This window comes from Bradyrhizobium sp. UFLA05-112 (assembly GCF_053572325.1).
Genome location: NZ_JBANBK010000040.1, coordinates 1 through 20,586, shown reverse-complemented (window position 1 = coordinate 20,586; position 20,586 = coordinate 1). Strand labels below are relative to the sequence as shown.

Below are 20,586 nucleotides of genomic sequence, written 5' to 3'. Positions count from 1 at the left end.
CTGAGCTTGGGGCGGCGACACCAACCTCCGTCGACATCACGGCCGCAAATACAAATACCCCCGCGATTGCAGCTCCGCGAGGCGAACTACGCCGCCTTTTTCCGCGCTGACGAAGCCGGGCAAGAGATCCTTCAGCGTGATGTTCTGCGCCTTCATGGTGTTGCCGCAGGCGGCGAGCTCCACGCCGTCCCGGGAGAAATCGCCGACGCGCTTGCTGACGTCGGGATTGGCTTGCGCCGAGTGAAACGCCTTGAGCGCCGGCCCGTGGATGACGAGCGCGATCGTCACGTGCTCCGGGCCGCCGACGCCGTCGATATGGTTCTGGATGTTGCCGAGCACGAAGTTGACCTTCTCGGCATCGCTCAGATGATAGACCACCTTCAGCCTGTCTGCTGGCGTCGGTTCGGTCGCGGCCTTCGCGCGCGACGCGGCGAAGGCCGCGCCCAACGTTGACACTGCGCTCCACAAGATATTACGTCGATTCATCGCGTGCTCAGAAGTTCGGGTCGAACCTATCACTTGTGGCGAAGCGCGGCGAGTTCCTTGCGGTCGGTCACGAGCGAGGCGCACTCGCTGGTGTCGGTGCGGTCGAGTCGGAAAATCTTGTCGTCGGCGCCGGCGACCAGCGATTCCTTGGCGTCGTCGTCAAGTTTGTTGTTCTGCCAGACCTTGATGCGCTCGAGCCGCACGATCGCCGATTTATCATCCTTCGCCAGCGCGATCCCGATGCCGCCGCCGTCGCAATCGACGCCGCAGCCGAAGCGGACCTCGTCGCCATTGTCCTGAAACAGCGCGTGACCGCAGGAGCCGGAGGTGTCGAAGTCGCCCGAGCGGTGCCGATATCGGAAGCCGAGGCGGAAGGCGTAGTGCAGCTCCTTGTCTTCTTTCTCGTATTCGGCCGAGACCAGCAGCTTCATGGACGCAACCTTCTGCTTCGGATGCCGGTCCAGATGGTCGGCATCGTAGCGGCGGACGAAGCAGGCATAGGCCTTGTGGCCGGGCGCGCCTGCAAACATTCGCGCGTCAAAAGCATCGGACTGGACCTTGCTGGCCTCCTGGGCGTGGCCGGTGCCGCCGAGAGCGGCGAGGGTGAGGGCGACGAGAAGGGGGTGTTTCATGTGTGGTCCAGAGCTCTCTTCGAACCGAAGTGTCCGGCTGGTGGTCGGGCAGGGTATTTGGCGGTTAGTCGCTACGCGGGCGGGATGCGTTCACCTGCCCTCGATGACCCGGCACGTCTGGCGCGCCCGGATTTAGTTATCCCCCGGATGGCCGAATGCTGATACACGCGCGTGATGCAGTCGACTTTAGCCAATCCGGGCCACTCATGATCCGGCGTGCCTTCATCCGGGCTATCGGGCTCCTGGCGGCCGCGCCATGGCTTGCGGTGAACGCCCAGCCGGTCCCGCGCAGGAAGCTCGTCGGCATGGTCTCCTCGTTCAGCGAGCAGCAATTGCTGCCGCTCCGCGCTGCGCTCCTGGACCGGCTGCGCGAGCTCGGCTGGCGTGATGGCGACAATCTGGAGTTCGACCTGCGGCTGGCGAAGCCGATGTCATCCTCCCTGTCGGAGGCCTCGGCTTCGTTGGTGCAACGGAAGCCGGACCTGCTGATCGCACAGGGAAGTCCTACGCTCGAGGCAATGCGCAAGTACTCGGGCGCGATACCCGTCGTATTCCTGTTGGTGGCTGATCCGGTCGAGCTCGGCGTGGTGGCGTCCCTGTCACACCCCGGAGGAAGCCTCACCGGCTTCACGAATTTCGAACTCGCGGTCGGGGGCAAATGGGTCGATCTGCTGAAGGCCGTCGACACGACGATCGAGCGCATCGTCCTGATCGCCAATCCCGACAATAACACCAGCGCCCCGTTCGCGCGCCAGATCGAGAGCGACGGACGCGAAAGCGGCGTGAACGTGCAGACGGTTTACGTCCGCGATGCCGGCGAGATCGAGCGCGCCGTTCGCGGTGCAGGAGGTTTGCCCAGGGCTGGGCTGATGACGCTGCCCGACTCCCTGCCGATCCTGCATCAGGATCTGATCGTCGGCTTGACCAACGAGCTGCGCATTCCCAGCATCCATCCGTTCCGCAGCTTTCCGACAAGCGGCGCGCTGATGTCGTACGGGCTGGATTTCCCGGACTTGTTCCGCCAGGTCGCTTCCTATGCAGATAGCATTCTTCGCGGAACGAAGCCGGCCGATCTTCCGGTGCAGGCGCCGACAAAATTCGAGCTGGTCATCAATTTGAGGACGGCGAAGCTGTTGGGGATCGCGGTGCCGCCGGCACTGCTGGCGAGCGCCGACGAAGCCATCGAGTGAGTGAACGCTCGCTTGGCGAGAAGTTCCGTTGCGAGCTTTAGTCGCTCGCGACATGAGGAAAGTTCAAAGCACCCAGCGAGCATTTTCGCTCGGAACCCATGCCGACGCTTCGCGAGAAGCTCTGATCTAGTCGCACTTTGCTTGTTCCTCGCGGGCGATGTGATAGCCTTCAGCTTGCACGTTGAGCTCTTCGAGAGCTGAACGTGCAAGCCGCCATTTGCAAGTTTGTGGAGCCCCAGTAATGGGTGAAATTCGCAACTTCAAATCGGGGAATCAGGGTGAGCCGCCGCGTAACGCGATGCCTCGCCGCCTCGCCGCCATTATCGTCGGTGACATCGCCTCCTACAGCCGTTTGATGCAGGCCGACGAGGAAGGCACGCATGTCCGCGTCAAGCGGATCGAGCGCGATCTGATCCAGCCCAGCATAGTCGAGCACCACGGCACGCTGATCAAGACGACCGGCGACGGCTTCATCGCGATTTTCGACAGTCCCGTCGAGGCCGTTCGGTGCAGCATCGTCATCCAGCAAAATCTCGTCGGCCGCAACGCCACGCTTCCGAATCATTCCCGGATCGAATACCGGATTGGTGTCAATCTCGGTGATGTCATCGTGGAGCCGGACGACGTCTACGGCGACGGCGTCAATATTGCGACGCGGATCGAAGGGATTGCCGAGCCCGGTCAGGTCTTCATCTCAGGCGCGATCTATGAGCAGATCAAGCACAAGGTGGTGTGCGGCTACGAGTCGCTCGGGGATCGCAAGGTCAAGAATATCACCGATCCAGTGCGCGTCTATCGCGTGCTGCCGGACGCTGACGCCGTCGGCAGGACACGAGGTCGGCGCGAGAACATCCTGCTGTTTCTCCTCGGCCTGACGTTGCTCGTGATCGCGAGCGGCGTGCTTTGGTACCTGCTCGTGCAGCAACGCCCCCGCCTCGATCAACACGCGGCAGCTCCCCCCGCCGCGGCTCCCGCATCCCCGGCGCCGCAATCCGTTCCAACAGAATCCGGTTCGATGGCGCCGGCGCCGCAGGCCGCCCCCGTTGCCTCTCCGTCGCCGACAGCAATGCCATCGCCGGCGCCTGCGCCTCCACCGGTCCCGGCGCAATCCACGGCACAGGTCCAGGAGCCGGAAATGATCGCGATCCGCGCCGGCAGTTTTGCGATGGGCAGCAACGAGGATCCGACGGAAAGACCGATCCACCAGGTTGCGATCAAACCGTTCGCGATCGGGAAATATCCAGTGACTGTCCGTGAATGGAACGAATGTGCGGCGGCAAAGGCCTGCGGATTTACGGCAACCGGAAAGGACGACGCCGCCGTCACGAATGTAAGCTGGACGGACGCGCAGCAATATGCGGGCTGGCTCGCGCAGGCGACGAAGAAGCCGTACCGGCTTCCGAGCGAAGCCGAATGGGAATATGCCGCCCGCGGGGGTACCCAGACCAAGTACTGGTGGGGCGACAAGCCGCAGTCGGGCATGGCGGCTTGCAAGGATTGCGGAGACGTATCGGCTGATCAGCCGGTCAAGGTCGGCAGCTTTAAGCCCAATCCCTTTGGACTCTACGACATGGGAGGCGGCGTCGATCAGTGGGTCGCGGATTGCTGGCACAAGAACTACCAGGGCGCTCCGGCCGACGGCTCGGCCTGGAGCGGCGACTGCACTTCGCATGTTCTGCGCTCGGGGTCCTGGAAGAACGACGCGCGCTATGTGCGACCGGCGAACCGCGACAGCTACGATACCAATGTTCGCTATCCGACCCACGGCTTCCGCATAGCGCTTGGTCCGTAAGCGCGGAAGGAGATGCGATGAAGATCGTCTGCTGCCTCGCGCTTTCAGTGCTGCTCGCATCGTCCTCCAGCGCAGCCTATTCGCAAGGCAAGCCGGCGCCGAAGGACGCAAAGCTCTATTTCATCACGCCGCGCGATGGTCAGAAGATCAAAGGCGGATTCTGGGTCCGGTTCGGCCTCCGCAACATGGGCGTGACGCACGCCGGCGACGACTACCAGAACAGCGGCCATCATCATCTGCTGGTCGACGTCAACGAGCCGATCGACCCCAAGGAGCCGATTCCGCAGGACAAAACGCATCTTCATTTTGGAGCGGGGCAGACCGAGACCTTTCTCGAGCTTCCGCCGGGCACCCATACGCTTCAGCTGGTGCTGGGCGATGCGAAGCACTATCCGTTCGACCCGCCCGTTGTGTCGAGCAAGGTCAGCGTTCGGGTCAGATAGGATTTCGTCCGGTCTGTTGGCTAGCGCAGGCCGGCGTTGATCTTGTCCAGCACGGCCGAGCCCGGGCACAGCGCGTCCGCTTCCAGCGTGTTGAGGGGCGTCTCGACCGTGTTGAGATGCTCGTGCATATCGTCCGCGTCGGGGTCGACATACAGCAGGCCTGTGACGATCTGTCCCTTGGCGGCGTGCTTCTGCAGGAAGTTTTGGGCGCCGAGCCGGTCGTGCGGATCGTAGTCGGCATCGATTTTGCGCAGCGCGATCTTGCTGCCGTCATGCTGCTCGACGACCTGCACGGAGCCAGGGGCGTAGTCGACGCTGATCGGATCCCGCCCGACCAGCACGTCGAGCCGGTTCACCGCGTCATTGTGCTCGCGGACATAGTCAAAGCTCTTGGTCGAGCCGGCGTGATTGTTGAAGGCGATGCAGGGACTGATCACGTCGATGAACGCCGCGCCCTTGTGGCGGATCGCGGCGGCGATGAGTGGTACAAGTTGCGTCTTGTCGCCGGAGAAGCTGCGCGCGACGAAGGTCGCCCCCAACTGCAGCGCGATCGCGACGAGGTCGATGGCGTTGTCGGTGTTGGTGACGCCCTTCTTGGATTTCGAGCCGCGGTCGGCGGTGGCCGAGAACTGGCCCTTGGTCAGACCATAGACGCCGTTGTTCTCGACGATATAGGTCATGTTGACGCCGCGCCGGATCGAATGTGCGAACTGGCCGAAACCGATCGAGGCGGAATCGCCGTCGCCGGAGACGCCGAGATAGATCAGGTCACGATTTGCGAGGTTGGCGCCGGTCAGCACGGAAGGCATACGACCGTGCACTGAGTTGAAGCCGTGCGAATTGCCGAGGAAGTAGTCGGGCGTCTTCGATGAGCAGCCGATGCCGGAAATCTTCGCCACCCGGTGCGGCTCGATCGAGAGTTCGTAACAGGCCTCGATGATCGAGGCCGTGATCGAGTCGTGACCGCAGCCGGCGCACAGCGTCGAGATCTTGCCCTCGTAGTCGCGATGCGTGTAGCCGAGCTCGTTCTTCTTCAGGCCCGGGTGATGAAATTTCGGCTTTGCAATGTAGGTCATGACACGGCCTTGCGGAGCGGGGTCACCTTGAGGTGATCCTGGTGGTCGCCAATGGCTTTTGCGATGAAGCGGGCGGTGATGGGCGAGCCGTCGTAATGCACGATCGGCACGAGACGCACCGGGTCGATGCCGTTCTCGTTGACGATGAGCTGACGGAGCTGGCTGTCGCGGTTCTGCTCGACGACGTAGACGAAATCGTGCTCGGCGAGGAAGCTCGCGACGCTCGAATGGAACGGGAAGGCACGGATGCGCAACCGGTCGAGCTGATGCCCGCGGACTTCCAGAAGGCCGATCGCCTCGTCCATCGCCGGCGCCGTGGAGCCGAAATAGATCACGCCATATTTGGTCGGCCGTTCCGCATTGGCCTGGAGCGGCCGCGGCACGAGATCCTGCGCTGTCTCGAACTTGCGCACCAGGCGCTGCATGTTGTCGGCATAGACCGTGCCCTCCTCGGAGTAGCGCGCATAGCGGTCGCGCGAGGTGCCGCGGGTGAAGTAGGAGCCCTTGGTCGGATGCGTGCCGGGATAGGTGCGATAGGGGATGCCATCACCGTCGACGTCGAGATAGCGGCCAAAGTCGCGGCCTTCTTCCAGCATTTCCGCGGTCATCACCTTGCCGCGGTCATACTGCCGCGCGTCGTCCCACTTCAGCGGACGGCAGAGGCGGTGGTTCATGCCGATATCGAGATCGAGCATCAGGAAGATCGTGGTCTGAAGCCGTTCGGCGAGATCGAACGCGGCTGCCGCGAACTCGAAGGCCTCAGCCGGATCTTCCGGGAACAGCAGCACGTGCTTGGTGTCGCCATGCGAGGCATAGGCGCAGGCGATGATGTCGCATTGCTGTGTGCGGGTCGGCATGCCAGTCGAGGGGCCGGCGCGCTGGATGTTCATGATCACGGCCGGAATCTCGGCGAAATACGAGAGGCCGATGAACTCCGTCATCAGCGAGATGCCGGGGCCCGACGTTGCGGTGAAGGCTCGCGCGCCGTTCCAGGAGGCGCCGATCACGATGCCGATGGAGGCGAGCTCGTCTTCGCCCTGCACGATCGCGTATTTCGCCTTGCCGGTCTCGGGATCGTGCCGGTACTTCTTGCAATGGCTGGTGAAGGCTTCCGCAACCGACGAGGACGGTGTGATCGGATACCACGCGCACACCGTCGCGCCGCCATAGACGGCACCGAGCGCCGCGGCACTGTTGCCTTCGATGAAGATGCGGTCGCCGACCTTGTCGGCCTTCTTCACCCGCAGCCCGATCGGACATTTCAGATTCTGCAATGCCCAGTCGCGACCGAGATGCAGCGCATGGACGTTGGAGGAGAGCAGCTTCTCCTTGCCCTTGTACTGCTCGCCGATCAGCTGCTCGATCACCTTGGGATCCATGTCGAGCAGCGCCGCGAGTGCGCCGAGATAGATGATGTTCTTGAATAGTTGTCGCTGGCGCGGATCGGTATAGGTCGAGTTGGTGATCGCGGTCAGGGGAACGCCAATCACGGTGATGTCGCCTCGGAATTTCGTCGACGGCATCGGCTTGGTGGAATCGTAGAACAGGTAGCCGCCGGGCTCGATGCCGGCGACGTCCTTGTCCCAGGTCTGCGGGTTCATCGCCACCATCATGTCGACGCCGCCGCGGGCGCCGAGATGGCCGGCTTCGGTCACCCGCACTTCATACCAGGTCGGCAGGCCCTGGATATTGGAGGGGAAGATGTTGCGTGGGGAGACCGGCACACCGTGGCGCAGGATCGCGCGGGCAAACAGCTCGTTGGCCGAAGCCGAGCCCGAGCCGTTGACGTTGGCGAAACGGACGACGAAGTCGTTTACGCTGCTGATCGGCTTTTTGTCGGACATGATGATCCTGCGTAGGTCATATCGATGAGGTATTTCTGCATGTCCCAGGCTCCGGTGGGACAACGCTCGGCGCACAGCCCGCAATGCAGGCAGACGTCCTCGTCCTTCACCATCACACGCCCGGTCTTGAGATCGCCGGAGACGTAGAGATCCTGGTCGGGATGCATCGATGGCGCCTTCAGGCGCTGGCGCAGATCGGCCTCTTCCCCGTTCTCCGTGAAGGTGATGCAATCCATCGGGCAGATGTCGACGCAGGCATCGCACTCGATGCACAGAGAGGTCGAGAATACGGTCTGCACGTCGCAGTTCAGGCAGCGATGCGCCTCGCCGAGCGCGAGCTTGACGTCGTAGCCGAGCTCGACCTCGGCGCGGATGTCCTTCAGGGCCACCACCTTGTCGCGGTGCGGCACCTTGAAGCGCTTCTCCGGCGAGATGTCGTTGTCATAGCTCCACTCGTGGATGCCCATCTTCTGCGAGGTGACATGCACGGCAGGCAGCGGCCGCTCATTGATATCCTCGCCCGAGAGCAGCCTGTGGATCGACAGCGCGGCGTCGTGGCCGTGCGAAACCGCCCAGATGATGTTCTTCGGCCCGAAGGCGGCGTCGCCACCGAAGAAGACCTTTGGGTTGGTCGAGGCGAAGGTCTTGGGATCGACCTTCGGCATGTTCCATTTGTCGAACTCGATGCCGCAGTCGCGCTCGATCCAGGGGAACGCGTTCTCCTGGCCGACCGCCACCAGCACGTCGTCGCAGGGAATGGTCTGATCCGGTTCGCCTGAGGGGACGAGATTGCGCCGGCCCTTGGTGTCGTATTCGGCCCGGACCTTCTGGAAGGTGACGCCGATGAGCTTGCCGCCTACATGCTTGAATTCCACGGGCACCATGTAATTGAGGATCGGGATGTCCTCGTGGATGGCGTCTTCCTTCTCCCAGGGAGAGGCCTTCATCTCCTCGAAGCCGGAGCGCACAATGACCTTGACGTCCTGGCCGCCGAGCCGGCGCGCGGTGCGGCAGCAATCCATCGCGGTGTTGCCGCCGCCGAGCACGATCACGCGCTTGCCGATCTTGTCGGTGTGGCCGAACGAGACCGAGGACAGCCAGTCGATGCCGATGTGTATATTCGCGGCTGCCTCCTTGCGGCCGGGAATGTCGAGCTCGCGGCCGCGCGGCGCGCCGGAGCCGACGAAGATCGCGTCGTACTTGTCCGCGAGCAGGGCCTTCATGCTTTCGACGCGGTGGCCGCCTTTGAATTCGACGCCGAGATCGAGGATGTAGCCGGTCTCCTCGTCGATCACGGAATTGGGCAGGCGGAATTTCGGGATCTGTGAGCGCATCATGCCGCCGGCTTCGGGATCGGCATCGAACACCGTGCAGTGATAGCCGAGCGGTGCGAGATCGCGCGCCACGGTCAGCGACGCCGGGCCACCGCCAACCAGCGCGATGCGCTTGCCGTTCTTCGGCGAGGGACGCGGCAGGCGCTGCTTGATGTCATCCTTGAAGTCGGCCGCGACGCGCTTCAGGCGGCAGATCGCCACCGGAGTTTCCTCGACGCGTCCGCGGCGGCACGCCGGCTCGCATGGACGATCGCAGGTGCGTCCCAGAATTCCGGGAAACACGTTCGATTTCCAATTGACCATATAGGCGTCGCTATAGCGGCCTTGTGCGATCAGACGGATGTATTCGGGAACCGGGGTGTGCGCAGGACAGGCCCACTGGCAATCGACTACCTTGTGAAAGTAGTCGGGGGCCGCGATATCGGTCGGTTTCATTCCTACCCTGTCCGCACAGGCCCAAAGACCCGGCGGCCTTCTTGAGCTTGGCGAACGCTTACGCGTCGATATGGTTCTTAAATTGGATCATAGGCTTACCTTATTAGAACCAATCCGAAGCGCGCACAAAGGCAAATTTGGGCAATGCTGTGCTTTCATAGGAGCTACGCACACACAGCATTAACACTCGCGCATTCCATGCGGCGGTGCAGCATCCCGTGATGCGTGTGATAATTTCAGCCGCGTGCGATGTCGCTCTTCGCAAGATCCCACATCAGGCAGTAGGTGCCGACGGAAACGGGAAGCGACGACGGTGATGCTGCTGGACCGGTGAAGCGTTCGGCAATCACGGCAGAGACGGCGCTGACACGCGTGCCGTCGATCAGCACGAACCAATCGTTGGCGCCCGGGCTGCGCACCGGAATTTCCGCTGTCGGGCCGGAAAGCTCTGCATCGCTCTCGAGTAGATGCATGGAGATGATGCCGTCGTATTTTTCCGGCGCCAGCTTTTCCCGCAATGCATCGCGTAATCGTCCGGCATTGTCGGGCGTTGGGCGCAGCCGTACCACGCCGAGCGCGACACCGCGTCCGGTGCCGCGACTGATGGTGATGCACGCCACCGCGCGGATCATGTTCTCAAACCGTGCCATGGTCTGGCGCGACCAGTCGGTCGGGTTTGCAAGCCGCGCCCGATAAGCGGGACTGTCGAGCACGTCGAGCGTCGCAGTCGAATACAGGCAGAGATATTTGGGGCTGGCAGCGTGCGCGACATAGCGCCGCGCCTCCAGAAAGCCGTCGATCGCAACACGCTCCGCAAGATGTTCGCGATCATACCAGCGGTTGAAATCGGCCTCATGCTCCGCGTCGATGTTCATCGACGTCAGCAGCATGCCCTTCCCGGCGAGCGGCATTCTTCTTATTCCTTCCCTGCGAACACTCGACCCTCATGGTGAGGAGCCGCGAGCGGCGTCTCGAACCATGAAGGCCCAGCTGAGGCATCTCGGCCTTCATCCTTCGAGACGCGCTTCCGTGGGAAGCGCTCCTCAGGATGAGGGGACAGACCTTTATCGCGCGGCTTTCGAGCCGAGGTCCGCGATCGCTTTCATCACGGCGTCCCTCACGCCGGGATCATAGAGCGAATGCCCAGCCTCTTCCACGATGCGGATCTCGGAACCCGGCCACACTTTTGCGAGCGCCCAGGATGTCTCAGGCGGGCACAACAGATCATAGCGGCCCTGGATGATGATGCCGTGAATGCCGGCGAGATTGCCGGCATTTCGCAGCAGCTGATCCGGCGCCATGAAGCAGTCATTGATGAAGTAGTGTGCTTCCATGAACGGCGTCGCGGGCAGCGTGCGCCACACGTTGAGCGTGGCGAGATCAAGCCGCGTGCGTGCCGGCTTGTGTTCGGACAGCGTGCGCTCGGTATCATGCCAGGCCCGCGCGGCGGGGCCATGCTTATCAGGATCAGGATTGAGAATGCGGCGCCAATACGCCTCGATAGGCCGCTCTCGTTCTTCCGCCGAGAGCAGGCTCAAGAAGTCCTCGTTGAGCGCGGGATAGAGCTGCGGCAGCCGCGACGTGAAGCCGGTCTCGACCTCCGCTCGCGTGCCGAGAAAGGTTGCGCGCAGCACGATACCCGAAACGCGCTCGGGATGAGCTTCCGCGTAGGCCAGCGCAAGCGTCGCCCCCCAGGAGCCGCCGATCACGATCCAGCGTTCGAAACCGAACTTTTGGCGGATCAACTCCATGTCGGCGACGAGGTGCTGCGTGGTGTTGTGCTCGCGCGAGCCCTTCGGCCGGCTGCGGCCGGCGCCGCGCTGGTCGAACAGCACAGCATGGAAGCGTTCAGGATCAAAAAGCCGGCGATGGTCGGGCTGGCAGCCGCTGCCGGGACCGCCATGCAGATAGACGGCTGGGATGCCATCAGTGCGGCCGACGCTTTCGACATAGATCTCGTGGCCGTCCGAAACGGCAAGCATTTCCGAAGTCAGCGGCGCAAAGGGATCGGCGCGCTTGGCCGATTTGGCCGCGTCGGCGTCAGGCGCCATGCTTGCCGGACTCCACAGGGTCAGGCTCCAAAGTGCCACCGGCAAAGTTGCGGTAGAGGAAGCGGTTGGTCTCGCCTTCGGCTTCGCGTTCGGCCTGCTTGAAGATGGTCTCGTGCAGCGGCGACAGCGCGCAGGCCGGATCGGTATTGGCCGCATCGCCCGTCAGTGCAAAGGCCTGGCAGCGGCAGCCGCCGAAATCGATCTCGCGGAATTCGCAAGTTCGGCACGGCTCCTTCATCCAGCCGGTGCCACGATAGCGGTTGAAGGCGTCCGAGTTCTGCCAGATCCAGGCGATCGAATGATTGGAGCGCACGGATTCGAAGTCGAGCCCGGTGATGCTCTCGGCCGCATGGCAGGGCAGCACCTTGCCGGCGGGTGAGATGTTGAAGAACTGCCGGCCCCAACCGCCCATGCACTTCTTCGGCCGTTGCGCGTAGTAATCCGGCACGACGTAGTCGATCGCGAGCGTGCCCTTGAGACGCTCGCGCGCCTCCTCGACGATACGGGTGGTCTCGTCGAGCTGCGCGACCGTCGGCATCAGCGCGGCGCGGTTCTTCAGCGCCCAGCCGTAGTACTGGACGTTGGCGACCTCGAGCCGGTCGGCATCGAGATCGACCGCCATCTGGATGATGTCGGGGAGCTGGTGCAGGTTCTGGCGGTGCATCACCGCGTTCACGGTGAGCGGCAGATCGAGCTCTCGCGTCCACTTCGCGACTTCGAGCTTCTTGTGATGCGCGCCCTTGTAACCGGCGACGCGGTCGGCAGCGATATCTTCGGTGCCCTGAAAACTGATCTGCACATGGCAGAGGCCGGCATTCGCGAGCTCGCTCAGTCTGTCGCGCGTCAGCAGCACGGCGGAGGTGATCAGGTTGGTATAGAGGCTGGCGTCGCTCGCATGCTTGATGAGCTCGACGAGGTCTTTCCGCGCAGTCGGCTCGCCGCCGGAAAAATGGACCTGGAGCACGCCGATCTCGGCGAGCTCGGTCAAGACCTTCTTCCACTCCTCGGTCGTCAGCTCCTTGCCGGCGCGATCGAGCTCGACCGGGTTGGAGCAATAGGGGCATTGCAGCGGGCAGCGATGCGTGACTTCCAGCAGCACCGCCAGCGGAATGCCAAAAGTCTCTGCCGTCGAGCGCTGTTTTTCGAGCACGGCGAGGCTGTCGCTGACATCGTGGGGAACGCCGGGGTCGCCGAGTACGTCACTCATGACGTCTTCTCCCGTGCTTCGGTGAGAAAGCCTTTGTCCGCCAGGTCCTGCAACATGGCGACCACGTCGGCCAGGATCGCATCGCGCGGCGCAGCATACTTCGCGGCGAGCTGGTCGGCCACATTGCCGACGGTGCGGATGCCGTCGCAGAGCTGCAGAACCTCGACCGCGATCTCGTCCGGCGCCAGCACCCGTTCCGGCGCCAGGATCACCCAGACCTTGCGCGTCTCGTCGTATTTCAGCTTGGCATGCCGCGGCAGCACGGGCCGGCTCGCTTCGCTGACGCTGATGTGACGCGGCCCGGCCATTGCTTATTTCCTCTCAGCTCGCCTTGGGCGCGAAGGCGCCCGGCGGAATGTGCCCATCGACATAGGCATGATAGAGCGCGTCTAACTGCACCCACAGCACGTTGGTCTTGAAGATCAGCGCGTTGCAGACGGCCGCGCGTTCCTCCGGCGTCCTGGCGTGCTTCCTGACATAGTCGAGCGCAAAGTTCGCATCGCGCGGCGCCTGCGTCAGGCGGCGCTTGAAGTAGCTCATGATATCAGGGTTGACGAAGTCATAGTGCTCCAGCATGCCGCTGATGCGCTCTTCGTGCAGGTTCGGCGCGAACAGTTCGGTGAGCGAGGAGGCGATCGCCTCCAGCGGGCTCTTCTCGCGGCAGAAATGCACATAGGCCTCGACCGCAAAGCGTGTCGCCGGAAGGATGCCTTCGGTCGATTCCACATAGGCCGTGTCGAGGCCCAGGCCTTCGGTCAGCTTTAGCCAGCGCTCGATGCCGCCCTGGCTGCCGACATCGCCGTCATGATCCTCGATGCGGTGGCGCCACTCCAGCCGCGTGGCGCGGTCGCGAAAGCGCGAGATCACCACGGCATCCTTGAGCGGGATCGTGCTCTGGTAATAGTAGCGGTTGAGTGCCCAGGCCTGCACCTGGCCCTTGTTCAGCTTGCCGCCGTGCAGGAGCTTATGGAACGGATGCAGGCTGTGATAGCGCGTCGCGCCAATGTGGCGCAGCGTCGCCTCGAGCTCCTCGGCCGAGTTGAGCCTGATGTCCTTGCCGATCGAGAGTGCGGTCATTCCGGGAAGCGTCATGGCGTTCACAGCACGATCTCCGTTCCATCGGCGGGTATCTGCCAGCCCGCATGCTCGGCCGCCTTGCGCTCGGGCGAGGAGGGCAGCAGCGCCGGATTCGAGTTATTGATATGCAGAAATATCTTCCTGTCGATATCGAGGCCGGCAAGCCGCGCGAGGGCGCCGTCCTCGCCGGACATGGCGACATGTCCCATGCTCTTGCCGGTCTTGTGGCCGAGCCCGGCCCGGATCATCTCGTCGTCGCGCCACACCGTGCCATCGAAGAACACCAGCGATGCGCCGGCGATCTGCGCTCTCAGCGCGTCGGTGATCTCGGCACAGGCGGCGAGGAAGTAGAAGTTCTTGCCGGTCGACTTGTCGGTGATCTTCAGGCCCAGCGTATCGCCCGCACCACTGCTCCCGCCGGGATGCGCCTTGCCTTCCAGGTACCAGGCCGATTTGCCTGCTACCTCGAGTGCAACCACCTCGATGCCGGAGCGTGCGCCGTCCGGAAGGCGCGGCTCGAACGGTTCGTCGACCCCGATCGGCTGGCGCCTGACGTTCTTCTCATTCAGCACGTTGAAGATGCTGTTGGCCTTCAGGATCGCCAGCACCTTGTCATGGGCGTAGATCGTGAACGGCGAGCCCTCGCGCATCGACAAGAGGCCGGCGACTGCGTCCACCTCGCCATTGGTCAGGATCACGCCGGCAACCGGCGTGTGGCGCAGCGCGCCCGGCTTGGGGTGAAGCTGCGGCGTGGCGTTGAATTGCTGTCGGAGGTCGGGAGAGGCGTTGATCAGGAACCAGTTATCGCCGTCGGCGCTGAAGGCGACCGAAGCCTGGGTTCTCTGCAATTGTCGGGGTTCAGCGCGCGCTGCCCGGCAGCCTGTGCACCCGCAGTTCCACTGCGGGACCCCGCCGCCAGCCGCGGCGCCCAGGACGACGACGCGAAGCATAATTCCGTCTCCTGGAGACACGTGTCGAGGTGGATCTCAGGCTGACACAACCCCCTTCGTCCGGGAAAGTCACGCACCCGACGGATCCACCTGCGCTCAACGTGAAATTGCCGCCCTTACTTGCGGGTGGCGCTCACATACATGTTGATTTCCATGCCGCACGGCACTTCGACGATTTTCGGTGCTTTCCAGGCCATTGTGGCTCTCCTTTTCTGAGAAATCGGACGTGTCCGCCCCCGGTTAAACTACTGCGGGCGGAAAAGTTCGCCAGTTAAATCTTCCGGGACCTAGGTAGTAGACAGCTGCAATGCTGCGCTGCAAACACGAAAAGGCGCGATCACGCCGCGGAGATGACGCAAAAACAGCAAAACAACCCCGTGCAAAATACGACGATATGCAAAGAACGGACGATAGGGTGTCATCCCTGTCCGGATAAAGCAGTTGTGAGTAAGAAGCGGCTTTCAATCCTCTACAGGCGACCCCATTGGATCAAGGCATGCCCAGATATTTCTTCAACACCCGCATCGGCGACGAATTGATCGTGGACCCTGACGGCGAGGACCTGCGCAATCCCGATCGCGCCTGGGAAGTGGCGCGCCAGATGATTTTGGAAGTTCTGAAGTCGGAAGGGACGCAGCCGGCGCTGCTGGAGGCCGTCATCGAGGTCACCGACGACGACGGTGAGATCGTGCTGGAATTTCCCTTCACCGAGGCGCTTCTGGACATGCCGGACCAGTCCGCCACCCGGCACTGACGATCCGGATTCGGCCCCCGCGTATTGCGCATGGCTTTGCCGCCTGACCGGCGCTAAAAGACCCGGTCACACGGAGCATGCCATGCAAGATCTCTGGCGCTTGTCGGCCGCCGACCTCGCCACCCTCATTCGGTCGAAGAAGATTTCCGCCACCGAAGCTGCGAAGGCCGGCCTTGCCCGGCTCGATGCCGTCAATCCCAGGCTGAACGCAGTGATCGACCATCGGCCGGAGGACGTGCTCAAGCAGGCGGCGGCCGTGGATGGCAAGATTGCCCGGGGCGAGGATCCCGGCCTTTTGGCCGGCGTCCTCGTGACCGTGAAGGTCAATGTCGACCAGGAGGGCTTTGCCACCACCAATGGCCTGAAGATTCAGCGCGAGGTGATCGCGAAGGCCGACAATCCGGTTGTCGCCAATTTGCGCAAGGCGGGCGCCGTCATCCTCGGCCGCACCAACTGCCCGGCCTTTTCCTACCGCTGGTTCACCACCAATCTGATTCATGGCGACACCAAGAACCCGCGTGACGCCTCGCTGACCCCGGGCGGCTCGTCCGGCGGCGCAGGTTCGGCCGTAGCAGCAGGCATCGGCCACATCGCCCACGGCACCGATATCGCGGGCTCGATCCGCTATCCTGCCTACGCCTGCGGCGTGCACGGCCTGCGGCCGACCATGGGCCGGATTCCCGCCTTCAACGCCGCGCTGCCGGAGCGCCCGATCGGGCCGCAGATCAGCGCGGTCTCCGGGCCGCTGGCGCGCACCATCAATGACTTGCGGATTTCGCTCGCCGCGATGGCGGCCCGCGACGCGCGCGACCCCTGGTGGGTGCCGGCGCCGCTCGAAGGACCGGCGATGCCCAAGCGCGCGGCGCTGTGCCTCAACCCGGACGGGCTCACGACTGCGCCTGAGGTGAAGGCCGCGGTCAGCGACGCCGGCAAGCGGCTGGAGCGGGCAGGCTGGACGGTGGAGGTGATCGAGAACACCCCCCCGATGCGGGAAGCTGCTGATTGGCAGACCAAACTCTGGATCGGCGACGGCTACGAGGCCGCGCTCGAAGCCGCCGAGCGCGAGGGCGATCCAGGCGCGCTCGCCTGCCTGCGCGGCAACCGTGCCAAGGTCACCCCGTTCGACCAGGCGGCCTACGCCAAGGCGCTGATGCGCCGGGCAACGCTAACCCGCGAATGGATGCTGTTCTTCGAGACATACGCGGTGGTGCTGACGCCGGTCTCCGGCGAATTGCCCTTTCCTGACCATCTCGATCGCAAGGACGAGGCGTCCTTCAAGCGGGTCTGGGACGCGCAGTTGCCGCAGATCGCCATTCCCTTCATGGGACTGCCGGGCCTCGTGGTCTCCACCGGTCTCGTCGGCAGAGCGCCCGTCGGCGTGCAGGTCGTATCCGGCCGCTATCGCGAGGACCTCTGCCTGCTCGCCGGCGAGGCGATCGAGGCCGGCGGCGTGCCGCCGTCACCGATTGATCCCGTGGGCTAAAGGACAACGATGTCGGCGATCTACGATTTTTCGGCCAACTCGCTTCTCGGCGAGGACGTGCCGATGCGACGCTTTGAGGGACAGGTGCTGCTCATCGTCAACACGGCGAGCAAATGCGGCTTCACGCCGCAATATCGTGGGCTGGAGGACTTGCACCGTGACCTTAGCCCGCGAGGCTTCTCCGTGCTCGGCTTTCCCTGCAACCAGTTCGGTGGCCAGGAGCCGGGCAAGGCAAGCGAGATCCAGGAGTTCTGCAGCACGCAGTATGACGTCACCTTCCCGTTGTTCGAGAAGATCGACGTCAACGGCGCCAATGCGCATCCCCTCTATGAGTACCTGAAACGTCAGCAATCCGGCCTGTTGGGTGCCTCCATCAAATGGAATTTCACGAAATTCCTGGTGGACCGTGCAGGCAAGGTGGTGGCGCGCTATGCGCCAACCGCGCGGCCCGAGGGGCTGCGCCAACAAATCGAGACAATGTTGTGAGCGAGACAATCATGAGCGACGAATTCCCGGACCGCCTGTCAGTCGATCCGAACAGCCCGTACTACAACGCCGACATCCTGGCGCGCGACGTCGGCATCCGCTTCAAGGGCATCGAGAAGACCAATGTCGAGGAGTATTGCATCAGCGAGGGCTGGGTCCGCGTCACGGCCGGCAACGCCAAGGACCGCCACGGTAATCCGCTGACGATCAAGGTGCATGGGTCTGTCGAGCCGTATTACAGGGATAAGAAATAAGCTCGGCGCTCGGGGCGCGCCGCACATTTCCGCCGTCATGCCCGGGCTTGTCCCGGGCATCCACGTCTTCGAACTTGCTCAGTGGCAAGGGCGTGGATGGCCGGGTCAAGCCCGGCCATGACGAGAGGAAAGAGCAGGCCAGGAGGAGAGGAAACCCATGTCCGTCCGCATCGTCGACGTCCGCGAGATCACCAAGCCGATCTCCTCGCCGATCCGCAACGCCTATATCGATTTCACCAAGATGACGACGAGCCTGGTCGCCGTCGTCACCGACGTCATGCGTGACGGCAAGCGCGTCGTCGGCTACGGCTTCAACTCCAACGGCCGCTACGGGCAGGGTGGCCTGATCCGCGAGCGCTTTGCCGCGCGCATCCTCGAGGCCGAGCCGAAGTCGCTGCTCGACGAGGCCGGCGAAAATCTCGACCCCGACAAGGTCTGGGCCGCGATGATGACCAACGAGAAGCCGGGCGGTCACGGCGAGCGTTCGGTCGCGGTCGGCACCATCGACATGGCGGTGTGGGATGCGGTGGCGAAGATCGCCGGCAAGCCGCTGTTTCGCCTGCTCGCCGAGCGCCACGGCGTCAAGGCCAATCCACGCGTGTTCGTCTACGCCGCCGGCGGCTACTACTATCCCGGCAAGGACCTCTCGATGCTGCGCGGCGAGATGCGCGGCTATCTCGATCGCGGCTACAACGTCGTCAAGATGAAGATCGGCGGCGCGCCAATCGAGGAGGATCGTACGCGCATCGAAGCGGTGCTGAAGGAGATCGGCGAGGACGCGCAGCTTGCGGTCGATGCCAACGGCCGCTTCGATCTGGAGACCGCGATCGCCTACGCAAAGATGCTGCGGGACTATCCGTTGTTCTGGTACGAGGAGGCCGGCGATCCCCTCGACTATTCGCTACAGGCCGCACTTGCAGAATTCTATCCGGCGCCAATGGCGACCGGCGAGAATCTCTTCAGCCACCAGGATGCCCGCAACCTGATCCGGCATGGCGGGATGCGGCCCGATCGTGATTGGCTGCAATTCGACTGCGCGCTGTCCTACGGCCTCTGCGAATATCAGCGCACGCTGGAAGTTTTGAAGACCCATGGCTGGTCGCCCAGCCGCTGTATCCCGCATGGTGGCCACCAGATGTCGCTGAACATCGCCGCCGGCCTCGGCCTCGGCGGCAATGAGAGCTATCCCGACCTGTTCCAGCCCTATGGCGGCTTCCCCGACGGCGTCCGCGTCGAGAACGGTCACATCATCATGCCGGACTTGCCGGGCATCGGGTTTGAAGGGAAGTCGGATCTCTACAAGGAGATGAAGGCGCTGGCGGAGTAGCGGTCGGACTCGCCAAGCTTTCAGTAGCCATACCCCGCGAAGGCGAAGGCGAAGGCGTCCAGTACGCCGCGGCTTCTCCGTATTCGTCGCTGCCTCGGGAATACTGGATCGCCCGAACAAGTCGGGCGATGACACCATACGTGCGTTCAGGATAACCGCATATCCAACAGCCGTCGCTCGCCCTTGAGCAGCTTCTTCACCGCGCTCGACGCGACGACCGTGCCGTCGTTGGCGTAGGCTTCGTGGTTCTTCTCGATGTCCTCGAGGCGGTAGAGATAGTTGACCATGACACCGGCGGATTCGCGCAGGCCCTTGGGCGAGAGGTCTCCCAACCAGTTGATGCGCTCCAGTCGTGCGCCATTGCCGAGATGGAAGCGGGCGACCGAGTCGATCAGCCGGCCCTTCGACGTGCGTGCTTTCAGGAAATAATAGGCGGCGAGCGGTTCGATCACGCCGCGCAGCTGCGCGGTCAGCTCCGCGTCCTCGAACCATTTCGGCTCGTCGAGATGCTTCAGCACCTCGCGATCTTCCTCCGACAGCGGCAGGTCCTTGTCCTGCTTCAGCCACGGCATGAAGCCCGGCACCGGCGACAGCGTCACGAAGGTGTCGAGCTTGGGCAGCTCGCGGCGCAGCTCCTCGACCACCTGCTTGATCAGGAAGCTGCCGAAGGAGATGCCCCCCAAGCCTCGCTGTGTGTTCGAGATCGAGTAGAACACGGCGGTGCGTGCGCGCTCGATCGGCACCGGCTCGCGGTCGACCGCGAGCAGCGGCGCGATTGCGCCGGGGATCGTCTCGGTCAGCGCCACCTCGACGAAGATCAGGGGCTCATCGACTAGCGCCGGATGGAAGAAGGCGTAGCAGCGGCGGTCGACCGGATCGATACGGCGGCGCAGATCGTCCCAGTCGCTGATCTCGTGCACGGCCTCGTAGCGGATGATCTTTTCGAGGATGTTGGCCGGTGTCGACCAGTCGATCCTGCGCAGCACGAGAAACCCCCTGTTGAACCACGAACTCAAGAGATGCACGACGTCGCGGTCGAGCGCGGCGAGGTCGGTGTGCCCGTTCATCATGCCGAGCAGGTCGGCGCGCATGGCGACGAGATCGCCGGTGCCGCCAGGGGCGCGGTTGAGGCGACGGATCAGCTCCTGCCGCCGCGGCTCCGAGGCGAAATGCAGGTCACTGGCGTCCTCGTCGCTCGGCTGGGTGCGCCATTTCTCGACCGTCTGGGCAAGCTTCTCGCGGTCCGGCCCGAAATCACGCACGAGCGCCGCGAAGAAGGCGCGGCGTCCGGTCGCATCGAGGTCCTGATAGTGGTCGAGCACCTCGCGCGCCATCGCGGTGCCCGAGGCCTCGCCTCGACCCGACAGCAGCGCCTCGCACAGCTCGATCAAGCCATCGGCGTCCTGTCTTGTGTCCGAGGCGTCACCGCGCCGCAGCAGCGTACGGCCGCGCTCGGAGATCGTGGCGAGCAGGTCGGAGAAAAAGGCGTTGGCCATCTGGGCTTTTCGAATCCGGTTTGTGCGGTGCGGAAGCTTACACGGGATTTAGGTGGAAGCTTATCACAATCAAGCGCAAGTGGGATGCATGTGAAGCAGTGCCATGCGCTTCAAAGAAAGCTGTCATGCCCCGGCTTGACCGGGGTATCCAGTACGCTGCGGCCGGTCGGTTCGATCACCGCCGTCTCGGAGTACTTGTATGGGCTTGGTCAAGGATGAGTGGTTGTTAGATCATTTCAGATCATCTCCTTGTTCGAAGGAGGCGGACG

The 20,586-nt window shown here is 63.4% G+C and carries 21 protein-coding genes; 8 read left to right on the top strand and 13 right to left on the bottom strand.

The window, feature by feature from the left end; genetic code table 11:
• Nucleotides 1-36: 36 nt before the first annotated feature.
• Nucleotides 37-486 (bottom strand): DsrE family protein, encoded by a 450-nt coding sequence (locus tag SO180_RS22760; RefSeq protein ID WP_449381068.1) that lies wholly within the window; start codon nt 484-486, stop codon nt 37-39.
• A 29-nt stretch (nt 487-515) separates the two neighbouring features.
• The gene (locus SO180_RS22755) at nt 516-1,118 is read right to left on the bottom strand and encodes a hypothetical protein (protein WP_449381067.1); all 603 of its coding nucleotides are present in this window, start codon (nt 1,116-1,118) and stop codon (nt 516-518) included.
• A gap of 206 nt (nt 1,119-1,324) precedes the next feature.
• On the opposite strand from SO180_RS22755, the gene SO180_RS22750 reads away from it, so the two are divergent.
• The 3 genes from SO180_RS22750 to SO180_RS22740 all read left to right on the top strand — a co-directional run bounded on the left by SO180_RS22750 (nt 1,325) and on the right by SO180_RS22740 (nt 4,543).
• A complete protein-coding gene (locus SO180_RS22750; RefSeq protein ID WP_449381066.1) occupies nt 1,325-2,308 on the top strand; it encodes an ABC transporter substrate-binding protein in 984 nt (327 codons plus the stop codon).
• Nucleotides 2,309-2,549: 241 nt separating this feature from the next.
• The gene (locus SO180_RS22745; RefSeq protein ID WP_449381065.1) at nt 2,550-4,100 is read left to right on the top strand and encodes an SUMF1/EgtB/PvdO family nonheme iron enzyme; all 1,551 of its coding nucleotides are present in this window, start codon (nt 2,550-2,552) and stop codon (nt 4,098-4,100) included.
• A gap of 17 nt (nt 4,101-4,117) precedes the next feature.
• Nucleotides 4,118-4,543 carry a DUF4399 domain-containing protein gene (locus SO180_RS22740; RefSeq protein ID WP_449381064.1) on the top strand — a complete coding sequence of 142 codons (426 nt, stop codon included), beginning with the start codon at nt 4,118-4,120 and terminating at the stop codon, nt 4,541-4,543.
• A 20-nt stretch (nt 4,544-4,563) separates the two neighbouring features.
• On the opposite strand, the gene SO180_RS22735 is transcribed toward SO180_RS22740, so the two are convergent.
• From SO180_RS22735 to pqqA, 10 genes are all read right to left on the bottom strand, one after another.
• Entirely contained in the window at nt 4,564-5,619 is a 1,056-nt protein-coding gene (locus SO180_RS22735) for a 2-oxoacid:ferredoxin oxidoreductase subunit beta (RefSeq protein WP_449381063.1), read from the bottom strand.
• Nucleotides 5,616-7,463, bottom strand: a complete 1,848-nt coding sequence (locus SO180_RS22730; RefSeq protein ID WP_449381062.1) for a 2-oxoacid:acceptor oxidoreductase subunit alpha — start codon at nt 7,461-7,463, stop codon at nt 5,616-5,618. Before SO180_RS22730 ends, SO180_RS22735 begins: the two co-directional genes overlap by 4 nt.
• A complete protein-coding gene (locus SO180_RS22725; RefSeq protein WP_449381061.1) occupies nt 7,433-9,232 on the bottom strand; it encodes an FAD-dependent oxidoreductase in 1,800 nt (599 codons plus the stop codon). The genes SO180_RS22730 and SO180_RS22725 overlap by 31 nt, the downstream gene beginning before the upstream one ends.
• A gap of 236 nt (nt 9,233-9,468) precedes the next feature.
• A complete protein-coding gene (locus tag SO180_RS22720) occupies nt 9,469-10,143 on the bottom strand; it encodes a hypothetical protein (protein ID WP_449381060.1) in 675 nt (224 codons plus the stop codon).
• A gap of 153 nt (nt 10,144-10,296) precedes the next feature.
• The gene (pip, locus tag SO180_RS22715; RefSeq protein ID WP_449381059.1) at nt 10,297-11,283 is read right to left on the bottom strand and encodes a prolyl aminopeptidase; all 987 of its coding nucleotides are present in this window, start codon (nt 11,281-11,283) and stop codon (nt 10,297-10,299) included.
• Complete coding sequence (pqqE, locus tag SO180_RS22710) at nt 11,273-12,490, bottom strand: pyrroloquinoline quinone biosynthesis protein PqqE (RefSeq protein WP_449381058.1); 1,218 nt, start codon at nt 12,488-12,490, stop codon at nt 11,273-11,275. Before pqqE ends, pip begins: the two co-directional genes overlap by 11 nt.
• On the bottom strand, nt 12,487-12,798 hold the full coding sequence (gene pqqD / locus SO180_RS22705; RefSeq protein ID WP_449381057.1) for a pyrroloquinoline quinone biosynthesis peptide chaperone PqqD: 312 nt from the start codon (nt 12,796-12,798) through the stop codon (nt 12,487-12,489). The genes pqqE and pqqD overlap by 4 nt, the downstream gene beginning before the upstream one ends.
• A gap of 13 nt (nt 12,799-12,811) precedes the next feature.
• Entirely contained in the window at nt 12,812-13,567 is a 756-nt protein-coding gene (gene pqqC / locus SO180_RS22700; RefSeq protein ID WP_449381110.1) for a pyrroloquinoline-quinone synthase PqqC, read from the bottom strand.
• Nucleotides 13,568-13,587: 20 nt separating this feature from the next.
• Nucleotides 13,588-14,517 carry a pyrroloquinoline quinone biosynthesis protein PqqB gene (gene pqqB, locus SO180_RS22695; protein WP_449381056.1) on the bottom strand — a complete coding sequence of 310 codons (930 nt, stop codon included), beginning with the start codon at nt 14,515-14,517 and terminating at the stop codon, nt 13,588-13,590.
• A 116-nt stretch (nt 14,518-14,633) separates the two neighbouring features.
• Nucleotides 14,634-14,714 (bottom strand): pyrroloquinoline quinone precursor peptide PqqA, encoded by an 81-nt coding sequence (gene pqqA / locus SO180_RS22690; RefSeq protein ID WP_007595659.1) that lies wholly within the window; start codon nt 14,712-14,714, stop codon nt 14,634-14,636.
• A 299-nt stretch (nt 14,715-15,013) separates the two neighbouring features.
• Between pqqA and SO180_RS22685 the strand changes: the two genes are divergently transcribed.
• The 5 genes from SO180_RS22685 (at nt 15,014) to tarD (ending at nt 18,821) form a co-directional block, all read left to right on the top strand.
• Nucleotides 15,014-15,271: a DUF6894 family protein gene (locus SO180_RS22685; protein ID WP_449381055.1), complete on the top strand. Its 258-nt coding sequence runs from the start codon at nt 15,014-15,016 to the stop codon at nt 15,269-15,271.
• Nucleotides 15,272-15,353: 82 nt separating this feature from the next.
• Complete coding sequence (locus tag SO180_RS22680) at nt 15,354-16,754, top strand: amidase family protein (RefSeq protein WP_449381054.1); 1,401 nt, start codon at nt 15,354-15,356, stop codon at nt 16,752-16,754.
• Between the two features lie 9 nt (nt 16,755-16,763).
• A complete protein-coding gene (locus SO180_RS22675) occupies nt 16,764-17,240 on the top strand; it encodes a glutathione peroxidase (protein WP_449381053.1) in 477 nt (158 codons plus the stop codon).
• A gap of 11 nt (nt 17,241-17,251) precedes the next feature.
• Nucleotides 17,252-17,494 (top strand): DUF3297 family protein, encoded by a 243-nt coding sequence (locus SO180_RS22670; RefSeq protein ID WP_449381052.1) that lies wholly within the window; start codon nt 17,252-17,254, stop codon nt 17,492-17,494.
• Between the two features lie 157 nt (nt 17,495-17,651).
• Nucleotides 17,652-18,821: a D(-)-tartrate dehydratase gene (tarD, locus tag SO180_RS22665; RefSeq protein ID WP_449381051.1), complete on the top strand. Its 1,170-nt coding sequence runs from the start codon at nt 17,652-17,654 to the stop codon at nt 18,819-18,821.
• Nucleotides 18,822-18,967: 146 nt separating this feature from the next.
• Here the strand turns inward: tarD and SO180_RS22660 are convergent, their stop codons facing one another.
• Complete coding sequence (locus tag SO180_RS22660; RefSeq protein WP_449381050.1) at nt 18,968-20,317, bottom strand: malonyl-CoA decarboxylase; 1,350 nt, start codon at nt 20,315-20,317, stop codon at nt 18,968-18,970.
• Between the last annotated feature and the right edge of the window lie 269 nt (nt 20,318-20,586).